23 protein-coding genes are annotated in these 26,059 nt (G+C 67.1%); 6 read left to right on the top strand and 17 right to left on the bottom strand.

The genetic code is table 11. The features are described from left to right. Positions 1-13: 13 nt before the first annotated feature. Both C9412_RS18710 and C9412_RS18705 read right to left on the bottom strand, forming a co-directional pair. The gene (locus C9412_RS18710) at positions 14-793 is read right to left on the bottom strand and encodes a hypothetical protein (protein WP_107232987.1); all 780 of its coding nucleotides are present in this window, start codon (positions 791-793) and stop codon (positions 14-16) included. A gap of 216 nt (positions 794-1,009) precedes the next feature. Beyond that, complete coding sequence (locus tag C9412_RS18705; protein WP_107232986.1) at positions 1,010-1,585, bottom strand: TetR/AcrR family transcriptional regulator; 576 nt, start codon at positions 1,583-1,585, stop codon at positions 1,010-1,012. Positions 1,586-1,655: 70 nt separating this feature from the next. On the opposite strand from C9412_RS18705, the gene C9412_RS18700 reads away from it, so the two are divergent. Continuing rightward, complete coding sequence (locus C9412_RS18700) at positions 1,656-2,201, top strand: thioesterase family protein (RefSeq protein WP_107232985.1); 546 nt, start codon at positions 1,656-1,658, stop codon at positions 2,199-2,201. A 6-nt stretch (positions 2,202-2,207) separates the two neighbouring features. Here C9412_RS18700 and C9412_RS18695 read toward each other — a convergent pair whose 3' ends face one another. Further along, positions 2,208-3,338, bottom strand: a complete 1,131-nt coding sequence (locus C9412_RS18695; protein ID WP_107232984.1) for an agmatine deiminase family protein — start codon at positions 3,336-3,338, stop codon at positions 2,208-2,210. Positions 3,339-3,440: 102 nt separating this feature from the next. Between C9412_RS18695 and C9412_RS18690 the strand changes: the two genes are divergently transcribed. After that, on the top strand, positions 3,441-4,325 hold the full coding sequence (locus tag C9412_RS18690; protein ID WP_107232983.1) for a LysR family transcriptional regulator: 885 nt from the start codon (positions 3,441-3,443) through the stop codon (positions 4,323-4,325). Here the strand turns inward: C9412_RS18690 and C9412_RS18685 are convergent. Both C9412_RS18685 and C9412_RS18680 read right to left on the bottom strand, forming a co-directional pair. Continuing rightward, positions 4,300-5,082 (bottom strand): SGNH/GDSL hydrolase family protein, encoded by a 783-nt coding sequence (locus tag C9412_RS18685; RefSeq protein WP_107232982.1) that lies wholly within the window; start codon positions 5,080-5,082, stop codon positions 4,300-4,302. The genes C9412_RS18690 and C9412_RS18685 overlap by 26 nt on opposite strands. 49 nt (positions 5,083-5,131) lie before the next feature. After that, entirely contained in the window at positions 5,132-6,094 is a 963-nt protein-coding gene (locus C9412_RS18680) for a DUF2268 domain-containing putative Zn-dependent protease (protein ID WP_107232981.1), read from the bottom strand. A 138-nt stretch (positions 6,095-6,232) separates the two neighbouring features. Here C9412_RS18680 and C9412_RS18675 point away from each other — a divergent pair, with 138 nt between their 5' ends. Further along, positions 6,233-7,216 (top strand): hypothetical protein, encoded by a 984-nt coding sequence (locus C9412_RS18675; protein ID WP_107232980.1) that lies wholly within the window; start codon positions 6,233-6,235, stop codon positions 7,214-7,216. Between the two features lie 13 nt (positions 7,217-7,229). Here the strand turns inward: C9412_RS18675 and C9412_RS18670 are convergent, their stop codons facing one another. From C9412_RS18670 to C9412_RS18660, 3 genes are all read right to left on the bottom strand, one after another. Further along, complete coding sequence (locus tag C9412_RS18670) at positions 7,230-7,550, bottom strand: hypothetical protein (protein ID WP_107232979.1); 321 nt, start codon at positions 7,548-7,550, stop codon at positions 7,230-7,232. 629 nt (positions 7,551-8,179) lie between these two features. After that, positions 8,180-10,642, bottom strand: coding sequence for a prolyl oligopeptidase family serine peptidase (locus C9412_RS18665; RefSeq protein WP_107232978.1), 2,463 nt, complete (start codon positions 10,640-10,642; stop codon positions 8,180-8,182). Between the two features lie 168 nt (positions 10,643-10,810). Beyond that, a complete protein-coding gene (locus C9412_RS18660; RefSeq protein WP_107232977.1) occupies positions 10,811-11,140 on the bottom strand; it encodes a hypothetical protein in 330 nt (109 codons plus the stop codon). 460 nt (positions 11,141-11,600) lie between these two features. Here C9412_RS18660 and C9412_RS18655 point away from each other — a divergent pair, with 460 nt between their 5' ends. Beyond that, positions 11,601-12,377 (top strand): HipA family kinase, encoded by a 777-nt coding sequence (locus C9412_RS18655; RefSeq protein ID WP_107232976.1) that lies wholly within the window; start codon positions 11,601-11,603, stop codon positions 12,375-12,377. Continuing rightward, on the top strand, positions 12,355-12,756 hold the full coding sequence (locus tag C9412_RS18650; RefSeq protein ID WP_107232975.1) for a DUF3037 domain-containing protein: 402 nt from the start codon (positions 12,355-12,357) through the stop codon (positions 12,754-12,756). Before C9412_RS18655 ends, C9412_RS18650 begins: the two co-directional genes overlap by 23 nt. Positions 12,757-12,883: 127 nt before the next feature. On the opposite strand, the gene C9412_RS18645 is transcribed toward C9412_RS18650, so the two are convergent. The 3 genes from C9412_RS18645 to C9412_RS18635 all read right to left on the bottom strand — a co-directional run bounded on the left by C9412_RS18645 (position 12,884) and on the right by C9412_RS18635 (position 15,824). Continuing rightward, entirely contained in the window at positions 12,884-14,317 is a 1,434-nt protein-coding gene (locus tag C9412_RS18645; RefSeq protein WP_107232974.1) for a serine hydrolase domain-containing protein, read from the bottom strand. Between the two features lie 64 nt (positions 14,318-14,381). After that, positions 14,382-14,867 carry a DUF4952 domain-containing protein gene (locus C9412_RS18640; RefSeq protein ID WP_107232973.1) on the bottom strand — a complete coding sequence of 162 codons (486 nt, stop codon included), beginning with the start codon at positions 14,865-14,867 and terminating at the stop codon, positions 14,382-14,384. Positions 14,868-14,918: 51 nt separating this feature from the next. Further along, positions 14,919-15,824, bottom strand: a complete 906-nt coding sequence (locus tag C9412_RS18635; RefSeq protein WP_107232972.1) for a LysR substrate-binding domain-containing protein — start codon at positions 15,822-15,824, stop codon at positions 14,919-14,921. Positions 15,825-15,943: 119 nt separating this feature from the next. On the opposite strand from C9412_RS18635, the gene C9412_RS18630 reads away from it, so the two are divergent. Beyond that, entirely contained in the window at positions 15,944-16,933 is a 990-nt protein-coding gene (locus tag C9412_RS18630) for a zinc-dependent alcohol dehydrogenase family protein (RefSeq protein ID WP_107232971.1), read from the top strand. Between the two features lie 37 nt (positions 16,934-16,970). On the opposite strand, the gene C9412_RS18625 is transcribed toward C9412_RS18630, so the two are convergent. From C9412_RS18625 to C9412_RS18600, 6 genes are all read right to left on the bottom strand, one after another. Further along, complete coding sequence (locus tag C9412_RS18625; RefSeq protein WP_107232970.1) at positions 16,971-19,502, bottom strand: membrane-bound PQQ-dependent dehydrogenase, glucose/quinate/shikimate family; 2,532 nt, start codon at positions 19,500-19,502, stop codon at positions 16,971-16,973. Positions 19,503-19,628: 126 nt separating this feature from the next. Then, positions 19,629-22,343, bottom strand: a complete 2,715-nt coding sequence (gene gyrA / locus C9412_RS18620; RefSeq protein WP_107232969.1) for a DNA gyrase subunit A — start codon at positions 22,341-22,343, stop codon at positions 19,629-19,631. Positions 22,344-22,630: 287 nt separating this feature from the next. Further along, complete coding sequence (mtnA, locus tag C9412_RS18615) at positions 22,631-23,695, bottom strand: S-methyl-5-thioribose-1-phosphate isomerase (RefSeq protein WP_107232968.1); 1,065 nt, start codon at positions 23,693-23,695, stop codon at positions 22,631-22,633. Positions 23,696-23,742: 47 nt separating this feature from the next. After that, complete coding sequence (locus tag C9412_RS18610) at positions 23,743-24,474, bottom strand: DUF3011 domain-containing protein (protein ID WP_107232967.1); 732 nt, start codon at positions 24,472-24,474, stop codon at positions 23,743-23,745. 139 nt (positions 24,475-24,613) lie between these two features. Next, positions 24,614-25,570, bottom strand: a complete 957-nt coding sequence (epmA, locus tag C9412_RS18605) for an EF-P lysine aminoacylase EpmA (RefSeq protein ID WP_107232966.1) — start codon at positions 25,568-25,570, stop codon at positions 24,614-24,616. Continuing rightward, positions 25,567-26,052 (bottom strand): GNAT family N-acetyltransferase, encoded by a 486-nt coding sequence (locus tag C9412_RS18600; protein ID WP_107232965.1) that lies wholly within the window; start codon positions 26,050-26,052, stop codon positions 25,567-25,569. The genes epmA and C9412_RS18600 overlap by 4 nt, the downstream gene beginning before the upstream one ends. Between the last annotated feature and the right edge of the window lie 7 nt (positions 26,053-26,059).

Genomic DNA, 26,059 nt, shown 5'->3' with positions numbered 1-26,059 from the left:
CGCCACGGCGCGGTCACAACCCGCGGAAGACTTCCAGCAGGCTGGCCGCGCCCGGTACCAGCTGCTGGGCCAGCCAGCCCACGATCGCAAAGAACAACAGCAGGCCCAGCAGCGGCCAGAGCGTGTGCGTCACGCATACCCGCCACCAGCCCTGCTCCTGCATGCCCTGCATGCGCCGGTACAGGCCACCGGCAATGGCCGCGTCCACCAGCAGTTCGGCCATCAGCAGCGGCGCCGACCACACCACCCACACGCTGGCCAGCAGCACGGCAGCCACCAGAGCGTCGATGCCGAGGACGGCCAGCAATGGCAGCCCGGCTTCGTCTTCGGCCAGTCCGGCCAGCGGCACCTCGCTCACCTCAACCTCGCTCTGCGCTGCCGGCTCATTCCACGAGGCAGACGCACCGCCACCACCGGAACGGCCGCCGACACTACTCCACGGCGATTGCGCGACGCTGCCGTGTGCCGATGGGGTGCCTCCGCCCACCTCCGACGACAGCGCATCGAGCACGTTTTCCCACCGCCAACGGATCCAGATCCACATCAGCAGCAGGAACACACCGTAGGCCAGCAGTACCGCCAGCGGGTAGCGCAGCAGCAGGACCTCGACACCGGCCAGCCGCAGCAGATGCGAGACAAGGAACCCGGCGGCTCCGGTCAGCGCAACGATCAGGGCCATCTGCAGCCGGGGCCAGCCACGCTGCTGCAGGTGCCGCCGCGCACGCACGACTTCGCTGCCGCGGCTCCTGCACAGCTTCAATGCGCTGATGGAAAAATGGCGTGGGTTCTTCATGCCGCCCCCCGTAGGCGGGAGGCAACGCGGTCAGCGATCTCGGAAACCTGATGCTGCATGCGGACGTCCTTGCCGGGCACGCGTAGGCGGTGATGGCCGGATTCTATCGCGACACGGCGCCGCGTCGAGCGCGCGCGCAGCTTCATTGATCAGGCAGCACCGGGCGTTACGCGCTCGTCCACGCGTGGCGTGGATCTACCGGATACGGCCGGATGATCAGGGCGGCGTAGCCGCTTTCAGCAGCTGCGCGGCCACCTGGTCGAACGGGGCGATATCCTGCAGCGCGCGGCTCATCGCCACCGCACCCTCCACGCTGGCAATCACCAGGCTGGCCAGGCCGGCCGCGGCGGTCGCGTCGTGGCCATCGGCGATGAAGGCAGCCGCCAGGTGCCCCTGCCAGCGCACGAACACCTCGGCGGCGGCCACACGTGGCTGGCTCGGTGCGGCATCCATCGGCTCTTCCACTGCGGCCGCCAGCACCGGGCAACCGGCACGGAACTGCGTGCGCAGCAGGCGTTCGCGCCACATCGCCAGGAACTGCTGCAGGCCCTGTGCCGCGCCGCCCTTCAGCAATTCCACCAGCAGCGCCTCCACCTTGTCGCCGGCCATGTGCGTGGCGCGTGCCAGCAGTTCCTGCTTGCCACCTGGGAAATGATGGTAGGTGGAGCCCAGGGGCGCGTCGGCCAGCTTGGTCACCTCGCGGATGCTGGTCGCGTTGAGGCCGACCCGTGCCAGCATCTGTGCCGCAGCATCAATCACCCGTTGCGGGGCGTCAGAGGGTCGCGGGCTCACGGCGGGGTTCCTTGCCAGGACAGTCGTCATAGATTAGCGTACCGACCGTTCTATAACAGTCGTCATAACCATGAATCTCTGGTTCCGCCTGCTCCACCTGCTGCTGTGCAGCCTGTTCCGGCCGAAGCTGGAAGCCCCGTTCGGGGTCTCGCGGCTGCAGTTCCGCGTGCTGCCCAACGACCTGGACAGCAACCTGCACATGACCAACGGCCGCTACTGGAACATCTTCGATCTGGGCCGGCTGGACCTGATCCTGCGCATGGGCCTGGGCCGGGTGGCGCTGCGTGAGAAGTGGGCACCGATCGTCGGCGCCGGCACCATCCAGTTCCGCCGCGAGCTGAAGCCGTTCCAGCGCTTCACCCTGGAAACGCGCCTGGTCGGCTGGGTCGGCTCGCGCGGCATCATGGAGCAGCGCGTGCTGATCGGCCGCGAACAGAAGATCGCCACCCGTGCACTGCTGGTCACCGGCATCTACGACCGCCGCGCGCGCCAGTTCGTGGGCATGCCGACGATGATGGAAGCCATCGGCGTGGTCGCGCCGCCGTCACCGCCGCTCAGTGCCGCCGCCGAAGCGCTGCTGGCAGCGGATGCGGCGCTGAAGCGGGATGACGCCTGAGCCGCATCAGACCCTGGGCATGTTCTTGGTCACGCAGTGGATGCCGCCACCGCCGCCGGCAATCGCGTCGATATCCACCTGCTCGATCACGCGGCCGGGGTACAGATCCTCCAGCAATTCGCGGCAGTAGCCATCTGCCGCATCGTCACCGAACTGCGGCGCGACCACCGCGCCGTTGATCGGCAGATAGTTGATGTAGCCCATCGCCAGATCGTCGTTGTCACGGGTATGCACGTTGTCGCGCCCGTCCAGCGGCGGCGGCAGCGTGTGCACCTGCAGGCGCCGGCCATCGGCGTCGGTCGCATCGCGCAGGATCTCAAGGTGTTCGCGGGTCAGATCGTAGTCGTAGGACTCCGGATCGTTGTCGAGGTTGGCGATCACCACGCCGGGGCGCACGAAGCGTGCATAGAAATCCACGTGCGCATCGGTGATGTCCTCGCCGGCGATGCCGGGCAACCAGATCACCTTGCGCAGGCCGAGGTGGTGCTTCAGCTCGGCCTCGATATCCGCGCGCGACCAGTCCGGATTGCGGTTGCGGTTCACCCAGCAGCTCTCGGTGAGAATGGCCGTGCCGTGGCCGTCGACTTCGATGCCGCCCCCCTCGCCAACCAGATCACTCTCCAGCAGCGTTGCGCCGGTCACCTGCGCCAGCCACGGTGTCACCGCGCCATCGCTGCGCGCGCTCTGCTTGCCGCCCCAGCCGTTGAAGTTGAAATCAACCAGGCCCAGTCCGCCTTGGCCGTCGGTGACGAAACAACCGCCGTAGTCGCGCACCCAGATGTCATCGAGCGGCACCTCCAGGAATTCGATGTTGTCGCGGCCGCAACGGTCCTGTGCCTGCTTCCGCTGCGCGGGGCGGCACAGCACGCTGACCGGCTGGTGGCGAGCGATGGTACGGGCCAGCCGCGCCACGGCGCTGTTTACTGCATCGGCCTGCGCCCCCCACACCCGCGGCTGCGCCGCGAAGGACAGGAAAACGCGCTCCTGCGGGCCATGTTCATCGGGCATGCGCCAGGCGCCCGCGCCTGGGGCCGCTGCCCCAACACGGCCCGGCAGGCCGGCCAGGCCCAGTGCCGCCAGGCCGCCAAGCCCGGCCGCACCGGCCAGCTGGGTAAGGAAGTGACGACGGTTAGGCATGACGGGCTCCACGGGGTTGGGGGTCAGACCATGCTGCGCTTGCCGACGCATAAGAACAAACGATAGATTCAGCCATTAATTGAACAGTTCTGCTTATCTGAGATGCTCAAGCACTGGCCCCCGCTGAACGCCCTGCGCGGCTTCGAAGCCGCCGCCCGGCTGGGCAGTTTCCAGGCCGCGGCCGAGGAACTGCACCTGACCCAGTCGGCGATCAGCCAGCAGATCCGCGGGCTGGAGGCCTCGCTGCAGCAGCCACTGTTCTTCCGCCAGGGCCGCAGTGTCACCCTCACCGACGCCGGCATCGACCTGCTGGAAACCACCCAGTCCCTGCTGCGGCAGCTGGCCAGTGGCATCCGCCGGCTTGATCAGTACCGCAAGCCCAATCAACTGATCGTCAACACCAGCCCGGCCTTCGCGCGGCATTGGCTGGTGCCACGCCTGGCGCACTTCCATCGCCTGCATCCCGATGCCGACCTGTGGCTGCTGACCAGCGAACAAGCGCCGGACATGACCGCGCAGACCCTGGACATCGCGGTACGCGATGACCTCGATTCACAGGCGCACTGCCAGCACCGCGTGCTGCTGCAGGACCGCCTCTATCCGGCCTGCCACCCGGCGCTGCTGGCCACGCCGGTGCATGAGCGCCTGACCCTGCACGGCGAGCGCGAGATGGACTGGAGCCAATGGCAGGTGCAGGGCGGTGCCGACGTCGGCCAGCGTCGCGAGGGCATGAATTTCTCCGAGCCGGGGCAGCTGCTGGACGCCGCCTGCCAGGGGCTGGGCATTGCTCTGGTGAGCGAGCTGCTGGCGGCGCGGGCCTGCCAACAGGGACAGTTGCAGGCACTGGATGACGCGCGCGTGCGCGGCCCGCGCTGGAGCTGGCTGGTGCATGAGGACAGCGCGGCCGATCCGCTGGTGATCGGCTTCTGCGGGTGGTTGCAGGCCAGCCTGTCCGCCAGCGCTACTTCTGTTTCAGTGCACGGCTGACGGCCGCTTCTGCCAACGGTGCCATGCGCGCGTAGCCCTGCGCCGTCGGATGCACACCGTCCTCGGCCAGCTGCGGATCGAGGCCGCCGGCCGCATTGGCCATCGGCGTGTAGTAGTCCAGGTAGACCAGCTGCTTCGCCTCGGCATAACGCTTCAACGCCGCGTTCAACGCACGCACCTTCGGTGCCGGCGTGATGCCCGGCATCCACGGGTACTCGCTGACCGGCAGCACCGAGGCCAGCACCACGCCGATGCCGTGCGCGCGCGCCAGATCCACCATCGCATGCAGGTTGTCTTCGATCATCGCCTGCGTGGAAGGGCCGGTGTTGCCGGCAAGGTCGTTGGTGCCGGCCAGGATCACCACCGCCTGTGGCTTCAGCGCCAGCACATCCTGCGGGAAACGCAGCAGCATCTGCGCCGTGGTCTGGCCACTGATGCCGCGGTTGAGCCAGCCTTTGCCGGCAAAGAACGAGGCGCTGCCTTCCCTGCCCCAGCCTTCGGTGATGGAATCTCCGTAGAACACCACGCGCGGCTGGCCGGCCACGGCGGCGGGCAGCTGCGCGTTGGCGTCACGGTAGCGTAGCAGCTGCGGCCAATCGGCCAGGCGCTGCTGCATGAAACGCACCTCGTCCGCGCGTAGCTGTTCAACCGGCTTCAGCAGCAGCGGATTGACCGCCACAGGTTCAGCCGCCTTCAGCGGGGCGCTCAGCGCCATGGCAACGGTGATGGCAGTGGCCAGCAGCATGGATCCACGCATGCGGGTTCTCCAGGAAACCAGACCCGCAGTCTAGCGCTGCCTGCCCGGCTCATCGCGAAGCCGAGCGCGCCGCGACGCCGGTCACCTTGGCCGGCATCCACATGCCCGGCGTCCAACCGCTGGCGGCCAGGATCGCCTTCGGGTCATCCTGCTGGACCAGCGCGCGCACCGCCTCGCGCTTGTCCTTGGCCTGCAGGTAGTACGCCTTGGCGATGCGGTAACCCACCCAGTAACCCAGGTCGTAGGGCTCCTGCGAACCGGGCGTGTAGTTGTACAGCCACGGCGACAGGTCGGTGCTGTCCAGGTCGAGTGCGAATGCGCTTTCGATATGCACTTCGCGGCCGCGCGTCCACGCCGCGTGGCGCCCATTGCCAACGTTGCCGGAGATCAGTTCGGTGATGAACTCGGCAATCCCTTCGCCCAGCGAAATGCGCAGCACCGTCGCGCGTGGGTCACCCGGTTCGACATCGATCAGGCCGGTCTGCTGGATGTGCACGTACTCGTGCGCGATCACGTGCACGAAACGATCCTGCACGTTGGCATTCATGAAATCGGCCGCACACAGCGCTTCCAGGCCGATGATCACGCCACTTTTCGAGGTCAGGCCGACCGGCCGGCCGCGGCCCACCGCGATGGTCACCGGAGGAAATGTGGTCTGCGGGTAGATCGCCTGCAGGTTGGCGAACACCTGCACCAGGCGCTGCTTCACCGCCGGCAGCTCGGCCAGGCAGTTCCGTCCCTGCGCGTACAGCGCCGGCTGGTTGGCGATGGCCTCGGCGATGCGTTCAGCGGTGACCCGGCGCGCCTTGGCCAGCTCGGCCAGGCCGGTTGAGCCCTCGGCCATGTAGCCGCGCAACTGGGCCACGCTGGGCTTGCCATCCGCACTGTCGTAAATCGCGTAGAAGCGGCCGACATCCTCGGTGAGGATCTGCGGCCCCGCCGGTGCGGCGGCGGCCACGCCCACCGCCCCGGCACAGGCCAGGGCCAGCAGGCCGCGCAGGATCATGTACATCGCTCCGTCCTTGGTGGTGTGCATGCAAGGCGCGCAATTTACCACTCTGCCCGACCCGCCGCAGCAGGTGGATGCGGCAACCCCTGGGCTATGCCAGACTCCCCCGGGCAGCCAGCCACGGATGACGGAGCACGCACCATGATGATCGTTCCCGCCTACTGGGCCGAAGCCCGCGTGCAGGCCCGTTTCCGTGGCCGTGCGCTGGTCGTGCGCCGCTTCGGCTGGTCCGATGAGGGCCCCGCCGAAGCCCAGGCACATGCCGATGCCCGCGCCAACGAGGCACTCAACGCCATCGTTGCCGGCCAGCCGCTGCCGCGCCGCGAGGTGCGCAGCAATTACGGCGTGGAAGGCGTGCCGATCCGCGAACAGATCGTGCAGCGCGATGGCGACGTGGTGATCACCCGCAACAGCTACGGCGCGTTGTGCCTGAACAGTCCGGATGTGTTGTTCACCGACATCGACCACGCCCCTGCGCCGGGCGGTTGCGTGATGCCGGCCCTCATCGCCGCCGCGGTGCTGCTGGCCGGCGCCATCACCGGCACCCTGCTCTGGCATTGGCTGGCGGGGCTGGTGCTGGGCGTGGTGGCACTGCTGCTGGTCAACGCGGCAGTGCTGGCACGCCGGCGGCAGCGCCTCGCCGCCGCCGGCGGTGCCGAAGGCATCGCACTGCAGCGGGTGGCGGCCTTCAGCGAACGGCACCCGGACTGGCACCTGCGCGCCTACCGCACCCCGGCCGGCCTGCGTCTGCTGGCGATGCACGCGACGTTCCCGCCCGAAGACGAGCAGCTGCAGGGCCTGTTCAAGGCCCTCGGCACCGATGCACTGTACGCACGCATGTGCCGGCTGCAGCACTGCTTCCGTGCGCGGCTGACCCCCAAGCCATGGCGGGTCGGCCTGAAGTACCGCATCCGGCCGCCGGTGGCGGCCTGGTCCGCCGAGCAGGCCAGCAACCCCGACCGCCTGGCCTGGATCGCCGAGTACGAAAAGAAGAGCGCCGGCTTCGCGGCCTGCGCCTATCTGCGCAGCTTCGGTGATACCACGCGGGTGCATGCCAAGGCCGAACATGTGCGCGAGCTGCACGACCGGCTGTCGCACGCGCAGGACCGCCTGCCGCTGGCGTGACGGCGGCGCAGGCTCAGTCGGCGCCCTGCACGAACGGCTGCCCGGCCAGGGTCATGCCCACCCGCACCGCGATCTGCTGGCCGCTCTTTTCGAAGGTCGTCGCACACTGCGTGCCGCCCTTCTGGCATCGAATCTCCGGAAAGCCTTCCAGGGGTTCGGCAGCGCCCGCCGCCGCGGTTGGCTGCCACCCGGCAGCATCCAGCAGGCGCTTGGCCTTGGCGTAGGGCATGCCGGCGATGATCCCCAGCTGCGCCAGCTCAGCGGGCAGCGGCTGGGCGTGAGCGGTTGAAACCAGGGCCAACGACAGCGTTGCAGCAAGAATGAGAGCGTTCATTGCACCGACCTGGAACGGGCTTCCAGGCGCAGCCTAGCCGATTTGCAGGGCGCCGGAATGTGCCGGTAACACGCCGTTACCAGCCCGCCACCGTTGATTGCAGAACACGGGCCGTTGATTACCCGGCAGATCCCCTGCCCCGCGCTCCACACTCCAGCAACTCCCTCGCCAGATCGCTGCGCAGCCGGTCCTGCAACCAACCGATCTGGACCGGACGACCTGATCGCTTCACTACCATGGTCATCAATGGGCCGTCATCGGTCCACATGCCTTCGAAATGCCGTGCCATGCGCCGTCGCAGGCCCTGCGTGGCCAGCGCCCGTCGTGCCCACTCCTGTTGTGGGGGAAACGTGCAGCCGGACACCGGAATATGGTGCTTCGTATTTCACCTCGACGCTCATCTGCGGCTGGGCAGCCATCGCCACTGACGAGACGGACGGCACGGACAGGGCAAGGGCCAACAACCATGACTTCATGGGGCGTGCCTGCGTCTGCAGTTGCAGCGAACGGAAGCCGAGCATGGCGCGGCGCTACGGGATGCAGCTGCGTCGTCGAGCAAGCTCGACGCTACGGGATGCAGAAAGGCCGCCCGCAGGCGGCCTTTGCTGCGCCGTCGAGCAAGCTCGAGGCTACTTGGCGTTCTTCACGTAGGTGTCGAACCAGTTCAGCATTTCCGCCACCAGCTGCTCGTTCGATTCCAGCGCGGTGTACCAGTGCGGCTCGTTGGGCAGCATCACCAGGCGGGTGGTGCCGCCGTTGCCGCGGATTGCCTGGTACAGCTTGCGCGACTGGAACGGCTCGGTGCCGGGGTTGGCATCGTCCTCACCGTGGACCAGCAGCAGCGGCAGCTTGATCTTGTCGGCATAGAAGAACGGCGACGCCTTCAGGTACACGTCCTGCGCCTGCCACACCGAACGACGCTCGTTCTGGAAGCCGAACGGGGTGAAGGTCTTGTTGTACGAACCGCTGGTGGCCACGCCGGCCTTGAACAGGTTGGTGTGCGCGATCAGGTTGGCGGTCATCAGGCCGCCATGGCTGTGGCCGGTCACGCCGATGCGGTTGCGGTCGACCACGCCCATGTCCACCGCCTTGTCCACCGCCGCCTTGGCATCAGCTTCGAGCTGCTCCAGGTAGGTGTCGTAGGCGTTCTTCGGGTCGCCCACGATCGGGAACGAGGCGTTGTCGATGATCGCGTAACCGGCCAGCAGCATCAGGCGGTACGGCTGCAGACGGGTGAAGGTCTGCTGCGAACCGGACACCTGGCCGGCCTGTGCCGCGTTGGCGAAGTCTGCCGGGTAGGCGTACAGGATCGCCGGCACGCGCTGGCCTTGCTTGTAGCCCGGCGGCGTGTAGAGGGTGAACGACAGGTCCACGCCGTCGGCACGCTTGTAGGTCACCAGCTGCTTCTTGATCTGGCGCACTTCCGGGGTCGGGTCGGCCAGCTGGGTCAGCCCAGTGGCACTGGACGCGAACTGGGCCTCGCCGGCCTTCGCGTCGGCCACCGCCTCACCCTGCTGGCGGATGAAGGCATTGGGCGGATCGATCACCGACTGGTGCCAGGTCAGATAGCGGCCGGGCGTGCTGCTGAAGCCGAGGAACTGCTCGTACGCATCGGCGCTGCTGCGGAACAGTCGTTCGCTCTTCAGCGAGCCCAGGTCCAGGCGGTCCAGGAACGGGCGGTCACCCTGCGGCGAGGCGCCGCGCCCGCTGAGGAAGACATGGTTGCCGTCCTGGCGCACGACCTGAGCACCGGTGGGCAGGCGGGTGAAGACCAGGTTGCCGGGGTCGCCGTACAGCTCATCACTGGACATGTCCCACAGGAGGCGGCCTTCCTTCTTCGGCTGGTCCACATCGACGATGCGGGTCTGCACCCAGTGCCGGTTCTCGTCATTCTCGTACTGGAACGCCACGGCCGGATCGGCAGTCCATGCGTAGCCCTCGAAGCGCTGCGCGGTGCGGGCGATCTCCACCGGCTTGCCGTTGAACGGCGCCTTCAGCATCAGCACACGGTCGCGGTGCGGCACGCTGACCTTCCAGTCACCCTTGTCCAGCGCTTCGGCATAGACCAGGGTGGCCGGATCGGTGGCGCGCCAGTCGAAACCACGCGGGCCTTCCGGCACGCCGTGCACCGGAACGCGGTCAGCCAGCGGCAGGCTGGCAATCGGCGTGGCCTTGCCACTGGTGATGTCCAGCACGGCCACGTCGTTGGCAAAGCGCTGGTAGGTCACCGCATGCGAGTACGGTGCCTTGATCGATTCGGTCAGCACATGCACGCCGTCGGGCGCGGCGCTGACGTCGTTGAACAACGCCGGCTGCCCGACCGGACGCACGCTGCCGGCGGCGGTGTCGACCACGGCCAGCTGCGAGGCACCGTAGTAGGCGAACAGCTTCTCATCATGCACGCTGGTCAGCGTATCGCGCGCCTCATAGGTGCTGCTCTCGCCGCTGCTGCCCAGCGATTCCTGCGCATCCGGGCCCGTGGGTACACCGCCGTTGGACGGTGCCGGGCCCTGGTTGGCTGGCACCAGCTTCACCAGCAGATTCTGGCTGCCGCCCAGCCACTGCACGGTGTTGCCGAAGATCGGGTTCAGCTGCACGTTCGGGATCTGCTTCACCTGCCCGGTGGCGGCGTCGCCCACCCACAGCTGCACGCTGGTATCGACCGCATTCTGGAAGGCGAAATGGCTGCCATCGGCCGACCACAGCGCGCCGGTGGCGCAGCCCTGCGGCAGGTTCACCCGGGTTTCCTTGCCTCTGCCGATGTCGACCAGGGTGAAGTCGGCCACGCACGCCGGAATGCCGTAGCCACCCGGGGTGTCGTGACGGCTGCGGTTCTTCGGTTCCAGGCGCACGCCGGCCAGCTTCAAGTACGGCTGGGCAACCCGGCTGATCGACGGATAGGTCTGCGCGGTGGTCAGCAGCAGGCGCTGGCCACCCGGGGCCACGTTCGGCGCCGGCGGCGGTGGTGCCTTCAGCACCTTGAGCAGGTGCTCCGGCGGTTTCGCGTAATCGGCAAGCGCCGGGCCAGCGGCCAGCAGGCCGGCAGTGGCAACGGCAACCGCCGCCGCCAGCGAGGTTCGACGGATCAGCATCCTTATCCCCTGCAGTGTGAATGGAGCCCTAGGACGGGCAAGAGCCCGAATCTAGCACCGCAGCAGGTGGGGGGAATGGGCCGGAAGGACTAGTGGCCGGATGGAGCAAAGTCGAACACACCCGGAGAGGCCGGCGGCGGGCCGGCATCTGCCAGGCATGGCCTCGCACTACTGCTGGGCGTGCAGATCCCAGGCGGTCAGGTAATCAGGGTCGACCACGATCATGCCGCTGTTGCGCATGCGGTATTCGCCGGGCGCGGCCCGCTGGTACTGGTCAAGCATGGGCGGCAGGTAGTGCTCATGACCATCATCTTCGTCGGCCAGCACCACGCCTTCATCGGCGCTGATGCGCAGCACGGTGCCGGCGTACTGTTCCAGACCCTGCACCTGGCCGTCGCCGCCATAGCGGGTGACGCCGACCAGCACCACCTTGCCGATCATTTCCTCGGCCTTGGCATCGTCCAGGGGCGGCAGCATGGGAGTGAATTCGTCGCTCATCGGTGCACCTCCAAAGCCTGTGGGGACATCGTGGATTCGGCAGCCTCCCGCGTTGCCAATGCCAACGGCGACGCAGGGGTCCATCTCGGGGCGCAAGTGCCTGGATCGCAGGACCGGCCGGGCCATACCGGGGTCGCGATGTGTGAAAGGTGTCTGGAACTGCGGGGAAACGGCCATCCGTGCCGGGGGCGTGACCGTGTCAGGTCAAGGTCAACACCACGCGTTGCGTTGCATACAGGGTGAAGCATGACAGCTGCACTGTAGCGGCATGACGGCCTCCTGTTGAAGGTCACACGCGGGCGTGTTGCTCCGTTGGAACGCATGCTGCCACCCCGCGCGGAAGGAAGAAGTGAAGATTGCCGGCGGTCGCTACACGATGATTCGCGCGCTACCTGTTCGTTAAGCCTGGGCCCTGCTCGTCTCCGGCGCGACGGCCCGGGCGCCACGCTAGAATGCGCCCATGCGCACCGTACATGCCCTCCGTTACATCACCCCGCTGCGGGAAGGCGGCTCCCTGCCTGCCGTGGTCGAGACCGACGACGACGGCATGGCCGTACTGAAGTTCCGCGGTGCCGGCCAGGGCCCGAAGGCGCTGATCGCCGAGCTGATTGCCGGCGAGATGGCGCGCACGCTGGGCCTGCCGATTCCGGAGATCCTGTTCGTCGAACTGGACCGCGAGTTCGCCCGCACCGAGCCTGATCCGGAGATCCAGGAGCTGATCCGTGCCAGCGAGGGCCTGAACCTGGGCCTGGACTACCTGCCCGGCGCGATCAACTACGACCCGGCCGCGATGCCGGTGGACGCCGATCTGGCGTCGCGCATCGTCTGGTTCGATGCGTTCACCAGCAATGTCGATCGCACCACGCGCAATCCCAATCTGATGGTGTGGCACCGCCAGCTGTACCTGATCGACCACGGTGCGGCGATGTACTTCCACCACGACTGGGCCAATGCCGGCGATGCCTGCGAGAAACCGTTCGTGCTGATCCGCGACCATGTGCTGCTGTCCTTCGCCAGCCGTATCGCCGAGGTCGATGCCGAACTGGCTGCACGCCTGACCGATGCCGAGATCGAGCGCATCGTCGGCCTGGTGCCCGACAGTTGGCTGGTGAACGAGCCTGCCTTCGACAGCCCGCAGGCCTATCGGCAGGGCTACATCGACTATCTCAAGCATCGCCTGAACGTGCGTGCGGTGTTCGTGCAGGAGGCCATCCATGCCCACGCTGCACACGTATGACTATGCGGTCATCCGCGTGGTACCGCGGGTGGAACGCGAAGAGTTCATCAACGTCGGGGTGATCGTGTCCTGCCCCGGTGCACGGCACCTGGAAGCGGCCATCGAGATCGATCCGGCACGCCTGCACGCGTTCGCACCAACGCTGGACCAGGAGGCACTGCAGCCGTGGCTGGATGCGATCGTGGCGATCTGCCGCGGCGATGCCGGCGCTGGGCCGATCGCGCAGCTGCCCGCACGTGCACGCTTCCACTTCCTCACTGCCAAGCGCAGCTCGATCGTGCAGATGTCGAGCACGCACGTGGGCCGCACCGCCGATCCGGCCGGCGTGGTCGAGCACCTGATGACGAAGATGGTGCGGGTGCCGGCCCCGACCGGATGACGTCGACTGGGTGGCGTCCAATGGGTAGAGTCGACTGCTGGTCGACTGCCGTTCGCGGAAAGATCGAAACGCCCGCGCTTGGCGCGAGAGTCGACCAACGGTCGACTCTACATCCATCGCCCCACGCTCACTGCAACGGCAACCGCCGCGCGATGTAGTTGACCACGTTCCCGATCGCGTCCGGATCGACATTGGCCAGGCCAACGATCACATATCCCTGCGCAGGCATCACCACGATGGCGCTGTTCGACCCCGGCGCACCGCCTTCGTGGCCATACTGGTGTTCCCTGCCCTCGCCCTGCACCACGAAGCCAAAGCCATACCAGCGCTTGTGATTCTGCCCCGTGGTGGCCTGCTGCAGCAGTGCCGGCGAGACCAGCTTTCCGCCGCGCAATGCCTCGGCGAACTTCAGCATGTCGGTGGCCGTGCTGTAGCCGCCACCGGCGGACATGCCGCGCCAGGGCAGCGACTTCGTTTCACGCACCCATTGCCCGTCCTTCTTCGTGTAGGCGACGGCACGCTGTGGCACCTTCATCGTTTCCGGTTCGAAGCCGGTGCCGGTCATGCCAGCCGGTCGCAGGATGTGCTGCTCCACATAGGCATAGTACGACTGTCCTGAAACGGCCTCGATGAGGCGCCCCAACACGATGAAGCCATAGTTGGAGTAGCCGTCCTGGCTGCCGGGCGTGAACTGCGGTGCATCCTCGGCGAAGCGCTGCACGTAGTCATCCAGCGTCTTCAGCGAGGCCGAATACTGGTCGAAATCATCGCTGAAAAAATCGCCAAGGCCACTGGTGTGGGTCAACAACTGGCGGACAGTCACCTCAGCGGCGACGGCCTTGTTCGGATAGTCTGGCAAGTGCTTGCCGATCGTATCGTCCAGACCCAGCTTGCCGGCCTGCACCAGCTGCAGGATGGCCACCGAGGTGAACATCTTGTTGGACGACGCCAGCCGGAAGCGCGTATCCGCCCGCACCGGAATACCGCCTTCGCGATCCGCCTGGCCGCCCCGCCAATCCAGCAGCACGTGGCCGTTGCGCGCCACCAACAGCGCTCCCGACAGCGCGTCCTGTGCGCGCAGCGCGTCCAGCTTCGTCCTGGCGTCAGCCATCAGGGCCGGCACCGCAACGCGCTCCGGCTTGTACTTGTCCGGTATTTCGGTGCCTTCGATCTGGAACAGCTTCAGGTGCGCTGGATGGTCCGCGTCCATCTCCGCCGTCACCCACATCGCACGCTCGTTCAGCTGGCCCATCACCAGCAGCTTCGCCTGACCAGACGCGCCCTCGCGCGTTTCCAGCACGCGCAGCGGGCCGGTACTCCCGCGGAACTCGAGATAGTCCTTGGGAGCACTGCCTTCCTTCTTCGCATACTTGTCGGCGAAAGCCTGCAACGCATCGAGGCTGCCTGCGTTGAAAGCCGCAAGCCAGTCATCGATGGCGTCCTGCGCATGCGGATGTGCAGGCGCGGAGGTGGTTGCGCCAATCGCAGGAAAAACCGGCACGGCCGTCAGAAGCGGACAGGCCAACGCAGCGCACAGCAGCAGACGTCCAACAGCCTTCATCGCAGTTCCTTTGCAGGGATCCCTGCACGCATCCTAGAGCAAGCATCCGCCTACCGCATCCACGCTACGGGCTCTGCCGCGTCACCTCCACGGTGACGTTGAATGCTTCGATGCGCCGCCACTCGCTGCGCGGATGCGGCAGCGATTCCACGCCCATCCCGATCTGGTACCTCACTGTGTCTGCACCTGCGCGCCAGCTGTAGGGCCCGCCATTGCTCCAGCCACAGCAGGTGTAACGCAACATCGGCATTCCGAACGTCGCGTGCAGATACGCTTCGACCTGCTCGGCGCGTGCGCCGGCGACGCGGTAGTGGGCCTGCATGGGCTTGATGTAGGACGCGTCGTCCTGGCTGCAGCCCACGTACTCCAGCCCAGCCGGCTTCCGCCCCATCGCCTGCAGGAAATCCTGGCATGGCGTGTCCGGTCGCGCCAATCCATCGGCACGCCCACGTGCCTCCCACTCGGCCAGCGCCTGCGCAGGCGCGCGACCGCCGGACAACGACGCCAGCAGCAGCACGCCGAGGGCAGGATGGAACGGCGGAATGGACATCACGGGGCGATCCTTCGCAGAGGGGCGCCGGAATGCTAACCGATACCCGCGCTATCGCCGCGCCATGCTCTGCTCATTGAAGCGCGCCACGCAGAAATCCAGGAAGCTGCGCAGCTTGGGCGTCAGCTGGCGATCACGCGGGTACACCAGGTTGATCCAGGTCGACACCGGCACGAAGCCGGGCAGCACTTCCACCAGTTCGCCGCGCGTGAGTGCGGCGGCCAGCATCTCGTGCGGCTGCAGGATCAGCCCCAACCCACCCACCGCAGCGGTCAGCAACGGCTCGGCCTGGTTGACCATGAAGCGGCTGGACACCGGCACGGTCAGCACACCGCCGTCGGCATCGAAGAAGCTCCAGCGGGTGCGGATGATCGAATGCGCGAAGCCCAGGCACTCGTGCCGGCTCAGGTCATTCGGGTGGGCAATTGGCGGACGCGACGCCAGGTAGGCCGGCGCCGCGCACAGTACCAGCGGATACGGCCCCAGCCGCCGCGCCACCAGTCCGCTGTCGGCCAGATCACCGGTGCGGAACACCAGGTCGTAACCGTCTTCGACGATGTTGACCAGGCTGTTGGACAGATTCAGATCAACCTGCACGTCTGGATAGGCCTGCATGTAGGCCACCACCGCCGGGCCCAGCGCATGTACGCCGAAGGTGACCGGCGCGCTGATGCGCAGGCGCCCCATCGGCCGCCCGCGCGCCACTTCGGCCAGCTGTTCGGCGCCCTCCACTTCCTCCAGGATCACCCGCGCCCGCGCCAGATAGGCCTGGCCGAAGTCGGTCAGGCTCTGCTTGCGCGTAGTGCGGTTGAGCAGGCGCACGCCCAGGTGCTGCTCCAGCGCCTGGATGTGCTTGCCGACCAGCTGCGGCGACAGGTCCAGCGCGTCGGCGGCAGCGGCGAACGAGCCGACCTCGGCCACCTTGGCGAAGGTCCGAAGGGGAACGATCAGGTCCATTGCAAACGGATGTTTTCCAATGAAACGCCAGATTACCCCTTATTCTGGATGCAGACCACGCGCATAGTGGCCGCCACGTCCCCGCCGGCCCGAGCGCCGGCCCTTCCCTGGAGCCCCCCATGAGTCAGGTAGTCCGCATCCACGAATATGGCAACGCCGATGTGCTGCGCATCGACGAGATCGACGTTCCCGCCCCCGCCGCCGACGAAGTGCAGATCCGGGTCAAGGCGATCGGCCTGAACCGCGCCGAGGTGATGTTCCGCAACGGCGCCTATCTGCAGCAGGCACAGTTCCCCAGCCGCCTGGGCTACGAAGCGGCCGGCGTGGTCGAAGCGCTCGGCAGTGCAGTGAACGGCTTGGCCGTTGGCGATGCGGTCAGCGTGGTGCCGCCGCTGGATATCGCGCGCTGGGGCACCTACGGCGAGCTGGCCAATGTGCCGGCGCGGCTGGTGGTCAAGCATCCGCAGGCGCTGGATTTTGAAACCGCGGCGGCCGTGTGGATGCAGTACGTCACCGCCTGGGGCGCGCTGCTGGAGCAGGCGCATCTGATCGCCGGGGATTTCGTCATCATCACCGCAGCCAGCAGCAGCGTCGGCCTGGCCGCCATCCAGATCGCCAACGCGGTCGGTGCCACGCCGATTGCGGTGACCCGCGGCCCGGGCAAGCGCCAGGCCCTGCTCAACGCCGGCGCCGCGCATGTCATCGCCACCCAGGATCAGGATCTGGCCGCCGAAGTGGCACGCATCACCGGCGGCGCCGGTGCCCGCGTGGTGTTCGATCCGATCGGCGGCCCGCAGTTCAATGCACTGACCGATGCAATGGCGCGCGGCGGCATCCTGCTGGAGTACGGCGCGCTGAGCAGCGAACCGACGCCGTTCCCGTTGTTCAACGTGCTGGGCAAGTCGCTGACGCTGAAGGGTTACCTGTACTCGGAAATCGTCGCTGATGATGCCGCGCTGGCGCGGGCCAAGGCCTTCATCGTCGACGGCCTGGACAAGGGCACGCTGGTGCCGATGATCGCAAAGGTGTTCCCGTTCGCGCAGATCCAGGACGCACACCGCTATCTGGAATCCAACGAGCAGATCGGCAAGGTGGTGGTGACGGTGTGATCCGACGCCATGCAATGGGGGCGGCCGATGGCCACCTCTATTTGTGCCCTGCCGGTAGCGCGTACGCCATCACGTAATCGCCCTTCGGGGTTTCCATGAAATGGTGGCCGCCGGCCATGATCACCACGTACTGGCGGCCGCCCTGTTCGTACACCATCGGGTTGGCCTGGCCACCGGCCGGCAGCTTGGCGTGCCACAGCTCCTTGCCGGTCTTCAGATCGATGGCGCGCAGCAGATCGTCGGTGGCCGCGGCGATGAACACCAGGCCACTGGCGGTGATCACCGAGCCGCCATTGTTCGGTGTGCCGATCTCGATCGGCAGGCCGGAGCGGATGCCGAACGGCCCATTGCCGCGTGCACTGCCGAACGGGCGATCCCACAGCAGCTTGCCGGTGCGCAGGTCGATGGCGCGGATGCCGCCGTAGGGCGGTTGCTTGCACAGCAGGCCGGTGAACGGCAGCCGCCAGCCGGCGTTGACCTGGATGGCATACGGCGTGCCCACCTGCGGATCGCCGGCGCCCTCGCCACCGCCCTTGTCGGCGCGGATCTTCTCGCGCGGCAGCCAGCCCCGCCGGTCGGCCTCCGCACGCGGTACCAGCCGGTTGTAGTTGGGCATGTCGTTGTAGTTGGCCACGATCACGCCACGCCGTGTATCGATGGAGACGCTGCCCCAGTCCGAACCACCGTTGTAGCCTGGATACTCGATGGAATGGCGGTCGCTGCTCGGCGGCGTGTAGAAGCCTTCGTAGTAGGCTTTGCGGAACTGGATGCGGCAGACCAGCTGGTCGATCGGGGTCAGCCCCCACATGTCGCGCTCGGTCAGGTCATGCTCGCGCCGCAGCGTGTGGTACAGCGAGAACAGCTGGGTGGGCGAACGCTGTTGCGGTTCGACACCGCCAACTGGAACCTTGCGCTCTTCGGCGGCGCTGAGCAGCTGGCCATTGCGGCGATCGAGGATGTACAGGTCGCCCTGCTTGGTCGGCAGCAGGATCGCCGGCACCTTGCCGGCCGCGGTCGGGTAATCGATCAGGCTGGCCTGCGAACCCAGGTCGTAATCCCATACATCCTTGCGCACGGCCTGGAAATGCCAGACCGGTTTGCCGGTGGCCACATCGATGGCCACCAGCGAGGTGGAATAGCGGTTCTGCGCTTCGCTGCGCGAGCCGCTCCAGTAGTCGCCGGCGGCATTGCCCAGCGGCAGATAGACCAGGCCCAATGCCTCATCACCGGTGGCGGTGGTCCACATGTTCGGCGTACCGCGTGTGTAGGTCTGTTCGCGTGGCGGCAGGCCGTTGCGCTCGGGCTGGTCCATGTCCCAGGCCCAGCGCAGCTTGCCGCTGATCGCATCGTAGGCCTGGATCACCCCCGACGGCGCATCCCGGCGCTGGCCATCGAGCACCTGGTGGCCGGTGACGATCACCCCGCGCACGATGGCCGGCGGCGAGGTGATCGACACATAACCCGGCGGCACCTCGCCCATGCCCAGGGTGATGTCGACCTGGCCGTTGTTGCCGAAATTGGCGCAGGGGCGGCCGCTGTCCGCATCCACGGCGATGATGCGGCCGTCCAGGGTGCCCTCGATGATGCGCGCCCAGCAGGCCGGATGGCTGCCGGGTGCGGCATTGCGGGTGACGGTGGGCGGTGGCTCGGGCAGCGCCAGATCAGCGGCCACGTCGGCCAGCACCGCATCGGCGATGGTCGGCGTGCTGGGTTGCTCGTAGTAGCTCACGCCACGGCAGGCGGCGGTATAGGGAATCGAAGCGTCCTTGACCTTCGGATCGAACCGCCACAGCTCCTTGCCGCTGCCGGCATCGAGGGCGATCAGACGATTGCGCGCGGTGCACAGGTACAGGCGGTCGCCAATCTTCAGCGGCGTGGTTTCCGCGCCCCAACGCTTCTTCGGCAGGTCACCGGTTCGGAACTGCCAGGCCAGCTGCAGCGTGCCGACGTTGGCCGGCGTGATCTGCTGCAGCGGCGAGTAACGGGTGGCGGCGTTGCTGCGGCCCCAGGCCGGCCAGTCGCCGTCGGCAGGCTGGTCGGCCGGCTGCAGCCCGGTGGTGTCACGGGTCGGTTCCAGGCCGGCGCTGACCGCGCCTTCCGGGAACGGCTGATGCCCATCCACCTCACCTTGCGGCGCAAACGCCAGGCCGAACGCGGCCACGAACACCAGCAGCAGCACAGCAGCCAGCGCACGCGAGAGCCGTCTGGAAACGGGCGTACGCAGGGTCGGTGCCAGCAGCGCCAGCACGATGCCCAGTGCGGTCACCAGACCCAGCCGTGGTACCCATCGCCAGTAATCGCCGCCCGACTCCCACCAGGTCCACAGCAGCGTTCCGATGAACACCAGCGCGTACAGCAGCGCGCCACTGCGCCGGTTGCCGAACAGCAGAATGCCGCTGGCCAGCAGACCGGCGCCGGCGATGGCGTAGTACGCCGAACCTCCCAGGCTGAGCAGCCACGCGCCGAGGCCGCCGATGACCAGGCCAAGCACGATCAGCAGCAGCGACAGCACGGTCACCAGCGGATGGCGGGACACAACGGGGGCGGCGGACTGCGGCGTGGCGGACATCGTCGATCTCCGGGGCAGCATGACCTGTTATCCCATCGTCGCTGTGAAGTGCGCGTGCGGTGAGCGCCGGATACAACAACGCCGGCACGGGGCCGGCGTCGTCGGGTACCTCTCATCGCGGCAGGATCACTCCTGCGCGGCGTCCTCGCTGCTGGCAGCAGCCGGTGCGCCGTCGGTCGCGGCCGGGGCGGCGGCAACCACCTCGTCCTCGTCCTCGTCGATCGAGGCATCCATGCGCTCCACCGCCTGCAGCTTCTCGTCCTTGGACAGGCGGATCAGGGTGACACCCTGGGTGTTGCGGCCGACGCGGCTGATTTCCGAGCCACGGGTACGCACCAGGGTGCCGCCGTCGGAGATCAGCAGCACTTCGTCGCCCGACCCCATCAGCACTGCGGCCACCAGCTTGCCGTTGCGCTCGGTGGTCTGGATGCCGATCACGCCCTGCGTGCCACGGCCCTTACGCGGATAGTCCGGCAGCGGGGTGCGCTTGCCGTAGCCGTTCTCGGTGGCGGTCAGGATGTACTGAACGCTGGCGTCGTCGGCGCCGTCGATCACCGCATCGCCATTGGCGGTGGCTTCCTCGACACCGTTGTCGTCCTCGTTCTCGTCCTCGATGCCACCGGCACTTTCGGCCACGATCAGGCTGACCACTTCCTCGCCGGCCGGCATCTTGATGCCGCGCACGCCGGTGGCGGTACGGCCCATCGAGCGGACCTTGTCCTCGCCGAAGCGCACGGTCTTGCCGTTGGAGGCGAACAGCAGGATGTCGCGCTCACCGTCGGTCAGGCCGACGCCGACCAGCGCATCGCCCTCGTCGAGGTTGATCGCGATCTTGCCGCGGGCCAGGCGGAAGGCGAACTCGCCCAGCGGGGTCTTCTTCACCGTACCGTTCTTCGTAGCGAAGAACACGAACTGGCCATCGGCGTACTCGCGCACCGGCAGCACGGCCTGCACGCGTTCGCCCGGTTCCAGCGGGATCCAGTTGATGATCGGGCGGCCACGGGCGTTGGAGCCCGCTTCCGGCAACTGGTAGACCGGCAGCCAGAACACCTTGCCCGAACTGGTGAAGGTCAGCAGCGTGTCATGCGTGTTGACCAGCCACAGCTGTTCAATGAAATCCTCTTCCTTGGTCGCCGCCGCACTGCGGCCACGGCCACCGCGGCGCTGCGCGCGGTACACGCTCACCGGCTGGCGCTTGACGTAGCCGGCGTGCGACACGGTGACCACCACGTCTTCCGGCGCGATCAGGTCGAGGATGTCCAGGTCTTCTTCGCTGTGGCGGATCTCGGTACGACGCTCGTCGCCGAACTCGGCCTTGACGCTGACCAGCTCTTCGCGGATCACCTGCAGCAGACGGTCGGGATCTTCCAGGATGTGGATCAGCCCGGCGATCACTTCCAGCAGCTGCTTGTACTCATCGGTCAGACGGTCCTGCTCCAGCCCGGTCAGGCGGTGCAGGCGCATTTCCAGGATCTGGGTGGCCTGGATCTCGGTCAGCTGGTAGCCGCCCTCGATCAGGCCCACGCCCTTGGGCAGGTCTTCCGGACGCGAGGCTTCGGCGCCGGCGGCACCCAGCATCGCACCGACCAGGCCCGGCTCCCACACCCGTGCCAGCATGCGCTCGCGGGCTTCGTTCGGGTTCGGCGAGGTCTTGATCAGTTCGATCATCTCGTCGATGTTGGCCAGCGCGACGGTCAGGCCTTCCAGCACGTGGGCACGGGCGCGCGCCTTGCGCAGCTCGAACACCGTGCGGCGGGTGACCACTTCGCGACGGTGGCGGACGAAGGCCTCCAGCATCTGCTTGAGGTTCATCAACTGCGGGCGGCCATCGACCAGCGCCACCATGTTGATGCCGAACACCGATTCCATCTGCGTCTGCTGGTACAGGTTGTTCAGCACAACCTCGGCAGATTCACCGCGCTTGATCTCGATGTAGATGCGCATGCCGTCCTTGTCGGACTCATCGCGCAGCTCGCTGATGCCTTCGATCTTCTTTTCCTTGACCAGCTCGGCGATCTTTTCGATCAGACGCGCCTTGTTCACCTGGTAAGGAATTTCAGTGACGATGATCGATTCGCGACCGTTGTCGGCCACTTCGATATCGGCCTTGGCACGGATGCGCACGCGGCCACGGCCGGTGCGGTAGCCGGCGACAATGCCAGCGGTGCCATTGATGATGCCGGCGGTCGGGAAATCCGGGCCCGGGATGTACTCCATCAGGCCATCGACATCGATGTCCGGGTTGTCGATCAGCGCGATGCAGGCGTTGATCGATTCGCTCAGGTTGTGCGGCGGGATGTTGGTCGCCATGCCCACCGCGATACCCGCCGAACCATTGACCAGCAGGTTCGGGAACCGGGTCGGCATGACCGTCGGCTCCAGTTCCTTCTCGTCGTAGTTGGGCTGGAAATCGACGGTTTCCTTGTCGATGTCGGCCATCAGCTCGTGCGCGAGGCGCGACATGCGCGCTTCGGTGTATCGCATCGCTGCCGCCGAGTCGCCATCGATCGAGCCGAAGTTACCCTGGCCATCGACCAGCATGTAGCGCAGCGAGAACGGCTGTGCCAGGCGCACCAGCGTGTCGTACACCGACTGATCGCCATGCGGGTGGTACTTACCGATGACGTCACCGACGATACGCGCCGACTTGAAGTAGGGCTTGTTGCTGTGCGCGTTGAGTTCATTCATCGCAAACAGCACGCGGCGATGCACCGGCTTGAGGCCGTCGCGCGCATCCGGGAGCGCGCGGCCCACGATCACGCTCATGGCGTAATCGAGGTAGCTCTTGCGCATCTCGTCTTCCAGGTTGACCTGGATGATTTCCTTGGCGGTTTCTGCCATTCGGGTTCCGTTGTCTGGTAGCGGTCCAGTCCGGCGCAGCCCTCTGCGGGAGGGGGTCGCGCCGGAACCTCGATTCAACCTGTGGATACTACCACAACGGGCCGTTTTCCGCCGCCTTTTACGGGGATTTTACCGGCACAAATCAGGAACTTAGGGGGTTGCCGGCTGCGGAACGGAGATCCATCCACGCATGGCGTGGATCTACCGGGCGGGCCCGGTCAGGCCGGGGGCTGGGGTCAGATCCCTTTCCTGCGAAAAGGGATCTGACCCCGGGGACGCCCCGTGCGTCAGCCGCCGAAGGCGGCGCGCATGTTCCCGGCGGTCGGGTTCAGGATCACGCCGCGCTCGGTCACGATGGCGTCGATCAGCTCGCCCGGGGTGACGTCGAACACCGGGTTCCAGGCGGCGATGCCTTCGGCCACGGTGCGGGTACCGCCCACGCCGTACAGTTCGCCCGGGTCACGCTGCTCGATCTCGATCTGGCTGCCGTCCACGGTGTCCATGTCCACCGTCGAGGACGGTGCCACGACCATGAACTTCACGCCGTGGTGGCGGGCGGCGATGGCCAGCTGGTAGGTGCCGATCTTGTTGGCGGTATCGCCGTTGGCGCAGATGCGGTCGGCACCGACGATCACCCACTGCACGGCACCGGTCTTCATCAGGTGCGAGGCCGCCGAGTCGGCGATCAGGGTGGCGTCGATGCCGTCCTGCTGCAGCTCCCACACGGTCAGGCGCGCGCCCTGCAGCCACGGCCGGGTCTCGCCGGCGAACACCCGCGCAATGCGGTGCTGGGCCATGCCGGCACGGATCACGCCCAGCGCGGTGCCGAAGCCGGCAGTGGCCAGCGAACCGGTATTGCAGTGGGTCAGCACGCCACTGCCGGCCTCGATCAGGCCCGCACCCAGCGCGCCCATGTGGCGGTTGGCGGCCAGATCCTCTTCGGCGATGGCCTGCGCTTCGGCCTCCAGCAACACCTTCCAGTCGGCGCCTGCGGCAGTCAGGCAACGGCGCATGCGCGCCAGCGCCCAGGCCAGATTGACTGCGGTCGGGCGCGAGGCGTTCAGGCGTTGCAGTGCCGGCTCCAGCTGCTGCAGGGCGTGCACGCCATCGGCGGCCTGCACCCCGCGTGCCGCAAGCACCACACCCCAGGCCGCGGCAATACCGATGGCCGGCGCGCCGCGCACGGTCAGTGCGTGGATGGCCGAGGCAACCTCGTCACTGTCATGGCAGACCACGTGCTCGACCACGAACGGCAGCTTGCGCTGGTCCAGCAGTTGCAGGGCATCGCCAGTCCAGAGGATCGGGCGGATGTGGTCATAGCGGGCGTAATCGATGTCAGGGGCAGTGTTCATGGGCCCATTGTAGGGCCACGTCCTGCGCGGTTGGAGCCCGCCAGGGCTCAATTCACCGAGAATTCGGCGCGGCAGCCGCCGTCCACCCAGATCCCGTTGCGGCTCCAGCCCCAGGTGCTGCCCTCCTCGCAGGGCGTGCTGGACAGCTGCTGGGACACGACCGCGCCGACGGAGATGCTCGCCCCGCAGAAGCGCCGCTTCTTTGACTTCGATTCGCAGGTCAGCCGGCGCGGCATATCGACGAAGCGGCCCTGCTCATCGGCCACTTCGAAATCGCCCTGGCAGCCACGGCTGGTCCACACTTCGTTGCGCTTGTAGCCCCAGCCCTGCCCTTCGCGGCACGGCAGTACGGACAGCTGGCGCAGCAGGCGCACCGGCGCCCCATCCAGGCGGACCGGACAACTCTGCGGGCGGCCGTTGGACTCGCAGCGCACCACGCGGCGGAACTGGCGCTTGCCGTCGCTGCCGGCCGCTGCGGCGGCGCCCGGCGCACGGCGCGCACGGAACTCGGCGCGGCAGCCAAGGGTGACCCAGACGCCACTGCGATCGGTCCCCCATTCGCTGCCGCGGATACAGCTGTTGCTGGACAGCTGCCGGATCAGGTCGACGCCATTGGCGACCTCGATATCGCAGTGCACCCAGCCCATGTCGCGTGATTCGCAGGTGACCACTTCCTCGTCATAACCCGGCTGCTGGGCGGACGCGGAGAACGGCAGCCAAGCACCCCAGAGCGCGATGGAGTAGACCGGTACCGCAACAACCGCAAACCACTTGACCAATGCCTTCCCCAACAGGAGTGGACGAATTCCGATGCCAGTGTCCCGCATCGCCCGTGATAAGAGCATCATCCTGCTTGCTGAAGCAAGCGCGTGGATCCGGCAATCCGTTCAGTCTTTGATGTCCGGCAGCGGACGATGTTCATGCATGGGCGAAATCGAACGCCAGCACATCGGCGATGCGCGGCGTGCGCTCCATCGCCATCAGCAGGCGATCCACGCCCACCGCCACCCCTGCGCACGCCGGCATCGACGGCAATGCGGCCAGCAACGCCTCATCCAGCGCCGGCTGCACCTGCCCGCGTGCATGACGCCGCTGCTGGTCACGCTGGAAGCGTGCACGCTGCTCGTCGGCATCGTTCAGCTCGTGATATCCGTTGGCCAGCTCGACCGTGCCCAGGTACAGCTCGAACCGTTCGGCCAGTGCCGGCGAACCGGGGCGGATGCGCGCCAGCGCTGCCTGGCTGGCTGGCCAGTCATGAACCACGGTCATGACGTTGTCATCGAAGCCGGGCTGGATGCGATGGGTCATCAGCAGGTCCAGCCAATCGTCGCGGGTCAAGCCGACCGGATCGATATGCACCTCGCCCAGCGCGGCGCGCAGCGCCGATTCATCGGCATCGAACGCGTCGATGCCCAGGTAGTGCTGGAACAGCTCGCGGTAGCTCAGCACGCGCAGCGTCGCCGTGCGGCCGACCAGGGCCAGCGCCTGGTTGACCAGCTCGGCGGTTTCCTGCACCAGACGGTGGTGATCCCAGCCCACCCGATACCACTCCAGCATGGTGAACTCGGGATTGTGGCGGCCGCCGGCCTCGCCGTTGCGGAACACCCGGCCCAGCTCGTAGCAATCGCCGACACCGGCCGCCAGCAGCCGCTTGAGCGGATACTCCGGCGAGGTCCGCAACCAGCGGCGGCGGCCACCCGCATCGACATGCCCACTGAAATCGGTGTGGAAGCTGTCGATGTTTGGCTCGGTATTGCCGGCCACCGACAGGATCGGCGTTTCCACTTCCAGCACATCGCGCTCGGCGAAGAAGCGGCGCACCAGCGCGTTGAGCGCAGCACGCTGGCGCAGCGCATGCAGCAGCGCCTGGCTCACAGGATGCCCTCCGGGCGCGGGTGGTCCAGCGGCAGGGTCAGCAGGTCGCGGGTGTCATCGATGTAGCCACTGGCCAGGTACAGGCGGCGGGCCAGTTCGTTGTGGTGGTTCACTTCCAGGCGCAGGCGGCTGACGCCACGGCCACGCGCACGCTGTTCGCAGATGGCCAGCGCCTGCTTGCCGCGGCCACGACCGCGTGCACGGTGGGCCAGGTACAGCTCATCCAGCAGCATGAAATGGCCGCCCTGCTCCAGGCTGAAGCCCATCGCGATGACCGCGTAGCCGACCACCTCACCGGCCTCGTCCAACCACAGCAGCACCTCGCCGTTGCGCGGGTCGGCCAGCAACGCATCCACGCCGCGGCGCACGCGTGCATCGTCAAAGTCGATCCTGTCTTCGGCGTAGAACTCGCGCATCAGCGCGATCAGCCGTTCTTCGTCGGCACGGGTCGCCAGGCGGAAATCCAGCGGGGCGGTCTGCATCGGTGTT

Origin of the sequence: Stenotrophomonas sp. Nf1 (assembly GCF_003028475.1) — a bacterium.
Taxonomy (GTDB): domain Bacteria; phylum Pseudomonadota; class Gammaproteobacteria; order Xanthomonadales; family Xanthomonadaceae; genus Stenotrophomonas.
The sequence above is the reverse complement of the archived record's forward strand: the minus strand, read 5'-3'. Positions and strand labels throughout refer to the sequence as shown.

What these genes read in the sequence shown, in the direction of transcription:
- C9412_RS18710 (WP_107232987.1), bottom strand. Translation starts at nt 793, where the DNA reads ATGAAGAACCCACGCCATTTTTCCATCAGCGCATTGAAGCTGTGCAGG.
- C9412_RS18700 (WP_107232985.1), top strand. Translation starts at nt 1,656, where the DNA reads ATGAATCTCTGGTTCCGCCTGCTCCACCTGCTGCTGTGCAGCCTGTTC.
- C9412_RS18695 (WP_107232984.1), bottom strand. Translation starts at nt 3,338, where the DNA reads ATGCCTAACCGTCGTCACTTCCTTACCCAGCTGGCCGGTGCGGCCGGG.
- C9412_RS18690 (WP_107232983.1), top strand. Translation starts at nt 3,441, where the DNA reads ATGCTCAAGCACTGGCCCCCGCTGAACGCCCTGCGCGGCTTCGAAGCC.
- C9412_RS18685 (WP_107232982.1), bottom strand. Translation starts at nt 5,082, where the DNA reads ATGCGTGGATCCATGCTGCTGGCCACTGCCATCACCGTTGCCATGGCG.
- C9412_RS18680 (WP_107232981.1), bottom strand. Translation starts at nt 6,094, where the DNA reads ATGTACATGATCCTGCGCGGCCTGCTGGCCCTGGCCTGTGCCGGGGCG.
- C9412_RS18675 (WP_107232980.1), top strand. Translation starts at nt 6,233, where the DNA reads ATGATGATCGTTCCCGCCTACTGGGCCGAAGCCCGCGTGCAGGCCCGT.
- C9412_RS18670 (WP_107232979.1), bottom strand. Translation starts at nt 7,550, where the DNA reads ATGAACGCTCTCATTCTTGCTGCAACGCTGTCGTTGGCCCTGGTTTCA.
- C9412_RS18665 (WP_107232978.1), bottom strand. Translation starts at nt 10,642, where the DNA reads ATGCTGATCCGTCGAACCTCGCTGGCGGCGGCGGTTGCCGTTGCCACT.
- C9412_RS18660 (WP_107232977.1), bottom strand. Translation starts at nt 11,140, where the DNA reads ATGAGCGACGAATTCACTCCCATGCTGCCGCCCCTGGACGATGCCAAG.
- C9412_RS18655 (WP_107232976.1), top strand. Translation starts at nt 11,601, where the DNA reads ATGCGCACCGTACATGCCCTCCGTTACATCACCCCGCTGCGGGAAGGC.
- C9412_RS18650 (WP_107232975.1), top strand. Translation starts at nt 12,355, where the DNA reads ATGCCCACGCTGCACACGTATGACTATGCGGTCATCCGCGTGGTACCG.
- C9412_RS18645 (WP_107232974.1), bottom strand. Translation starts at nt 14,317, where the DNA reads ATGAAGGCTGTTGGACGTCTGCTGCTGTGCGCTGCGTTGGCCTGTCCG.
- C9412_RS18640 (WP_107232973.1), bottom strand. Translation starts at nt 14,867, where the DNA reads ATGTCCATTCCGCCGTTCCATCCTGCCCTCGGCGTGCTGCTGCTGGCG.
- C9412_RS18635 (WP_107232972.1), bottom strand. Translation starts at nt 15,824, where the DNA reads ATGGACCTGATCGTTCCCCTTCGGACCTTCGCCAAGGTGGCCGAGGTC.
- C9412_RS18630 (WP_107232971.1), top strand. Translation starts at nt 15,944, where the DNA reads ATGAGTCAGGTAGTCCGCATCCACGAATATGGCAACGCCGATGTGCTG.
- C9412_RS18625 (WP_107232970.1), bottom strand. Translation starts at nt 19,502, where the DNA reads ATGTCCGCCACGCCGCAGTCCGCCGCCCCCGTTGTGTCCCGCCATCCG.
- gyrA (WP_107232969.1), bottom strand. Translation starts at nt 22,343, where the DNA reads ATGGCAGAAACCGCCAAGGAAATCATCCAGGTCAACCTGGAAGACGAG.
- mtnA (WP_107232968.1), bottom strand. Translation starts at nt 23,695, where the DNA reads ATGAACACTGCCCCTGACATCGATTACGCCCGCTATGACCACATCCGC.
- C9412_RS18600 (WP_107232965.1), bottom strand. Translation starts at nt 26,052, where the DNA reads ATGCAGACCGCCCCGCTGGATTTCCGCCTGGCGACCCGTGCCGACGAA.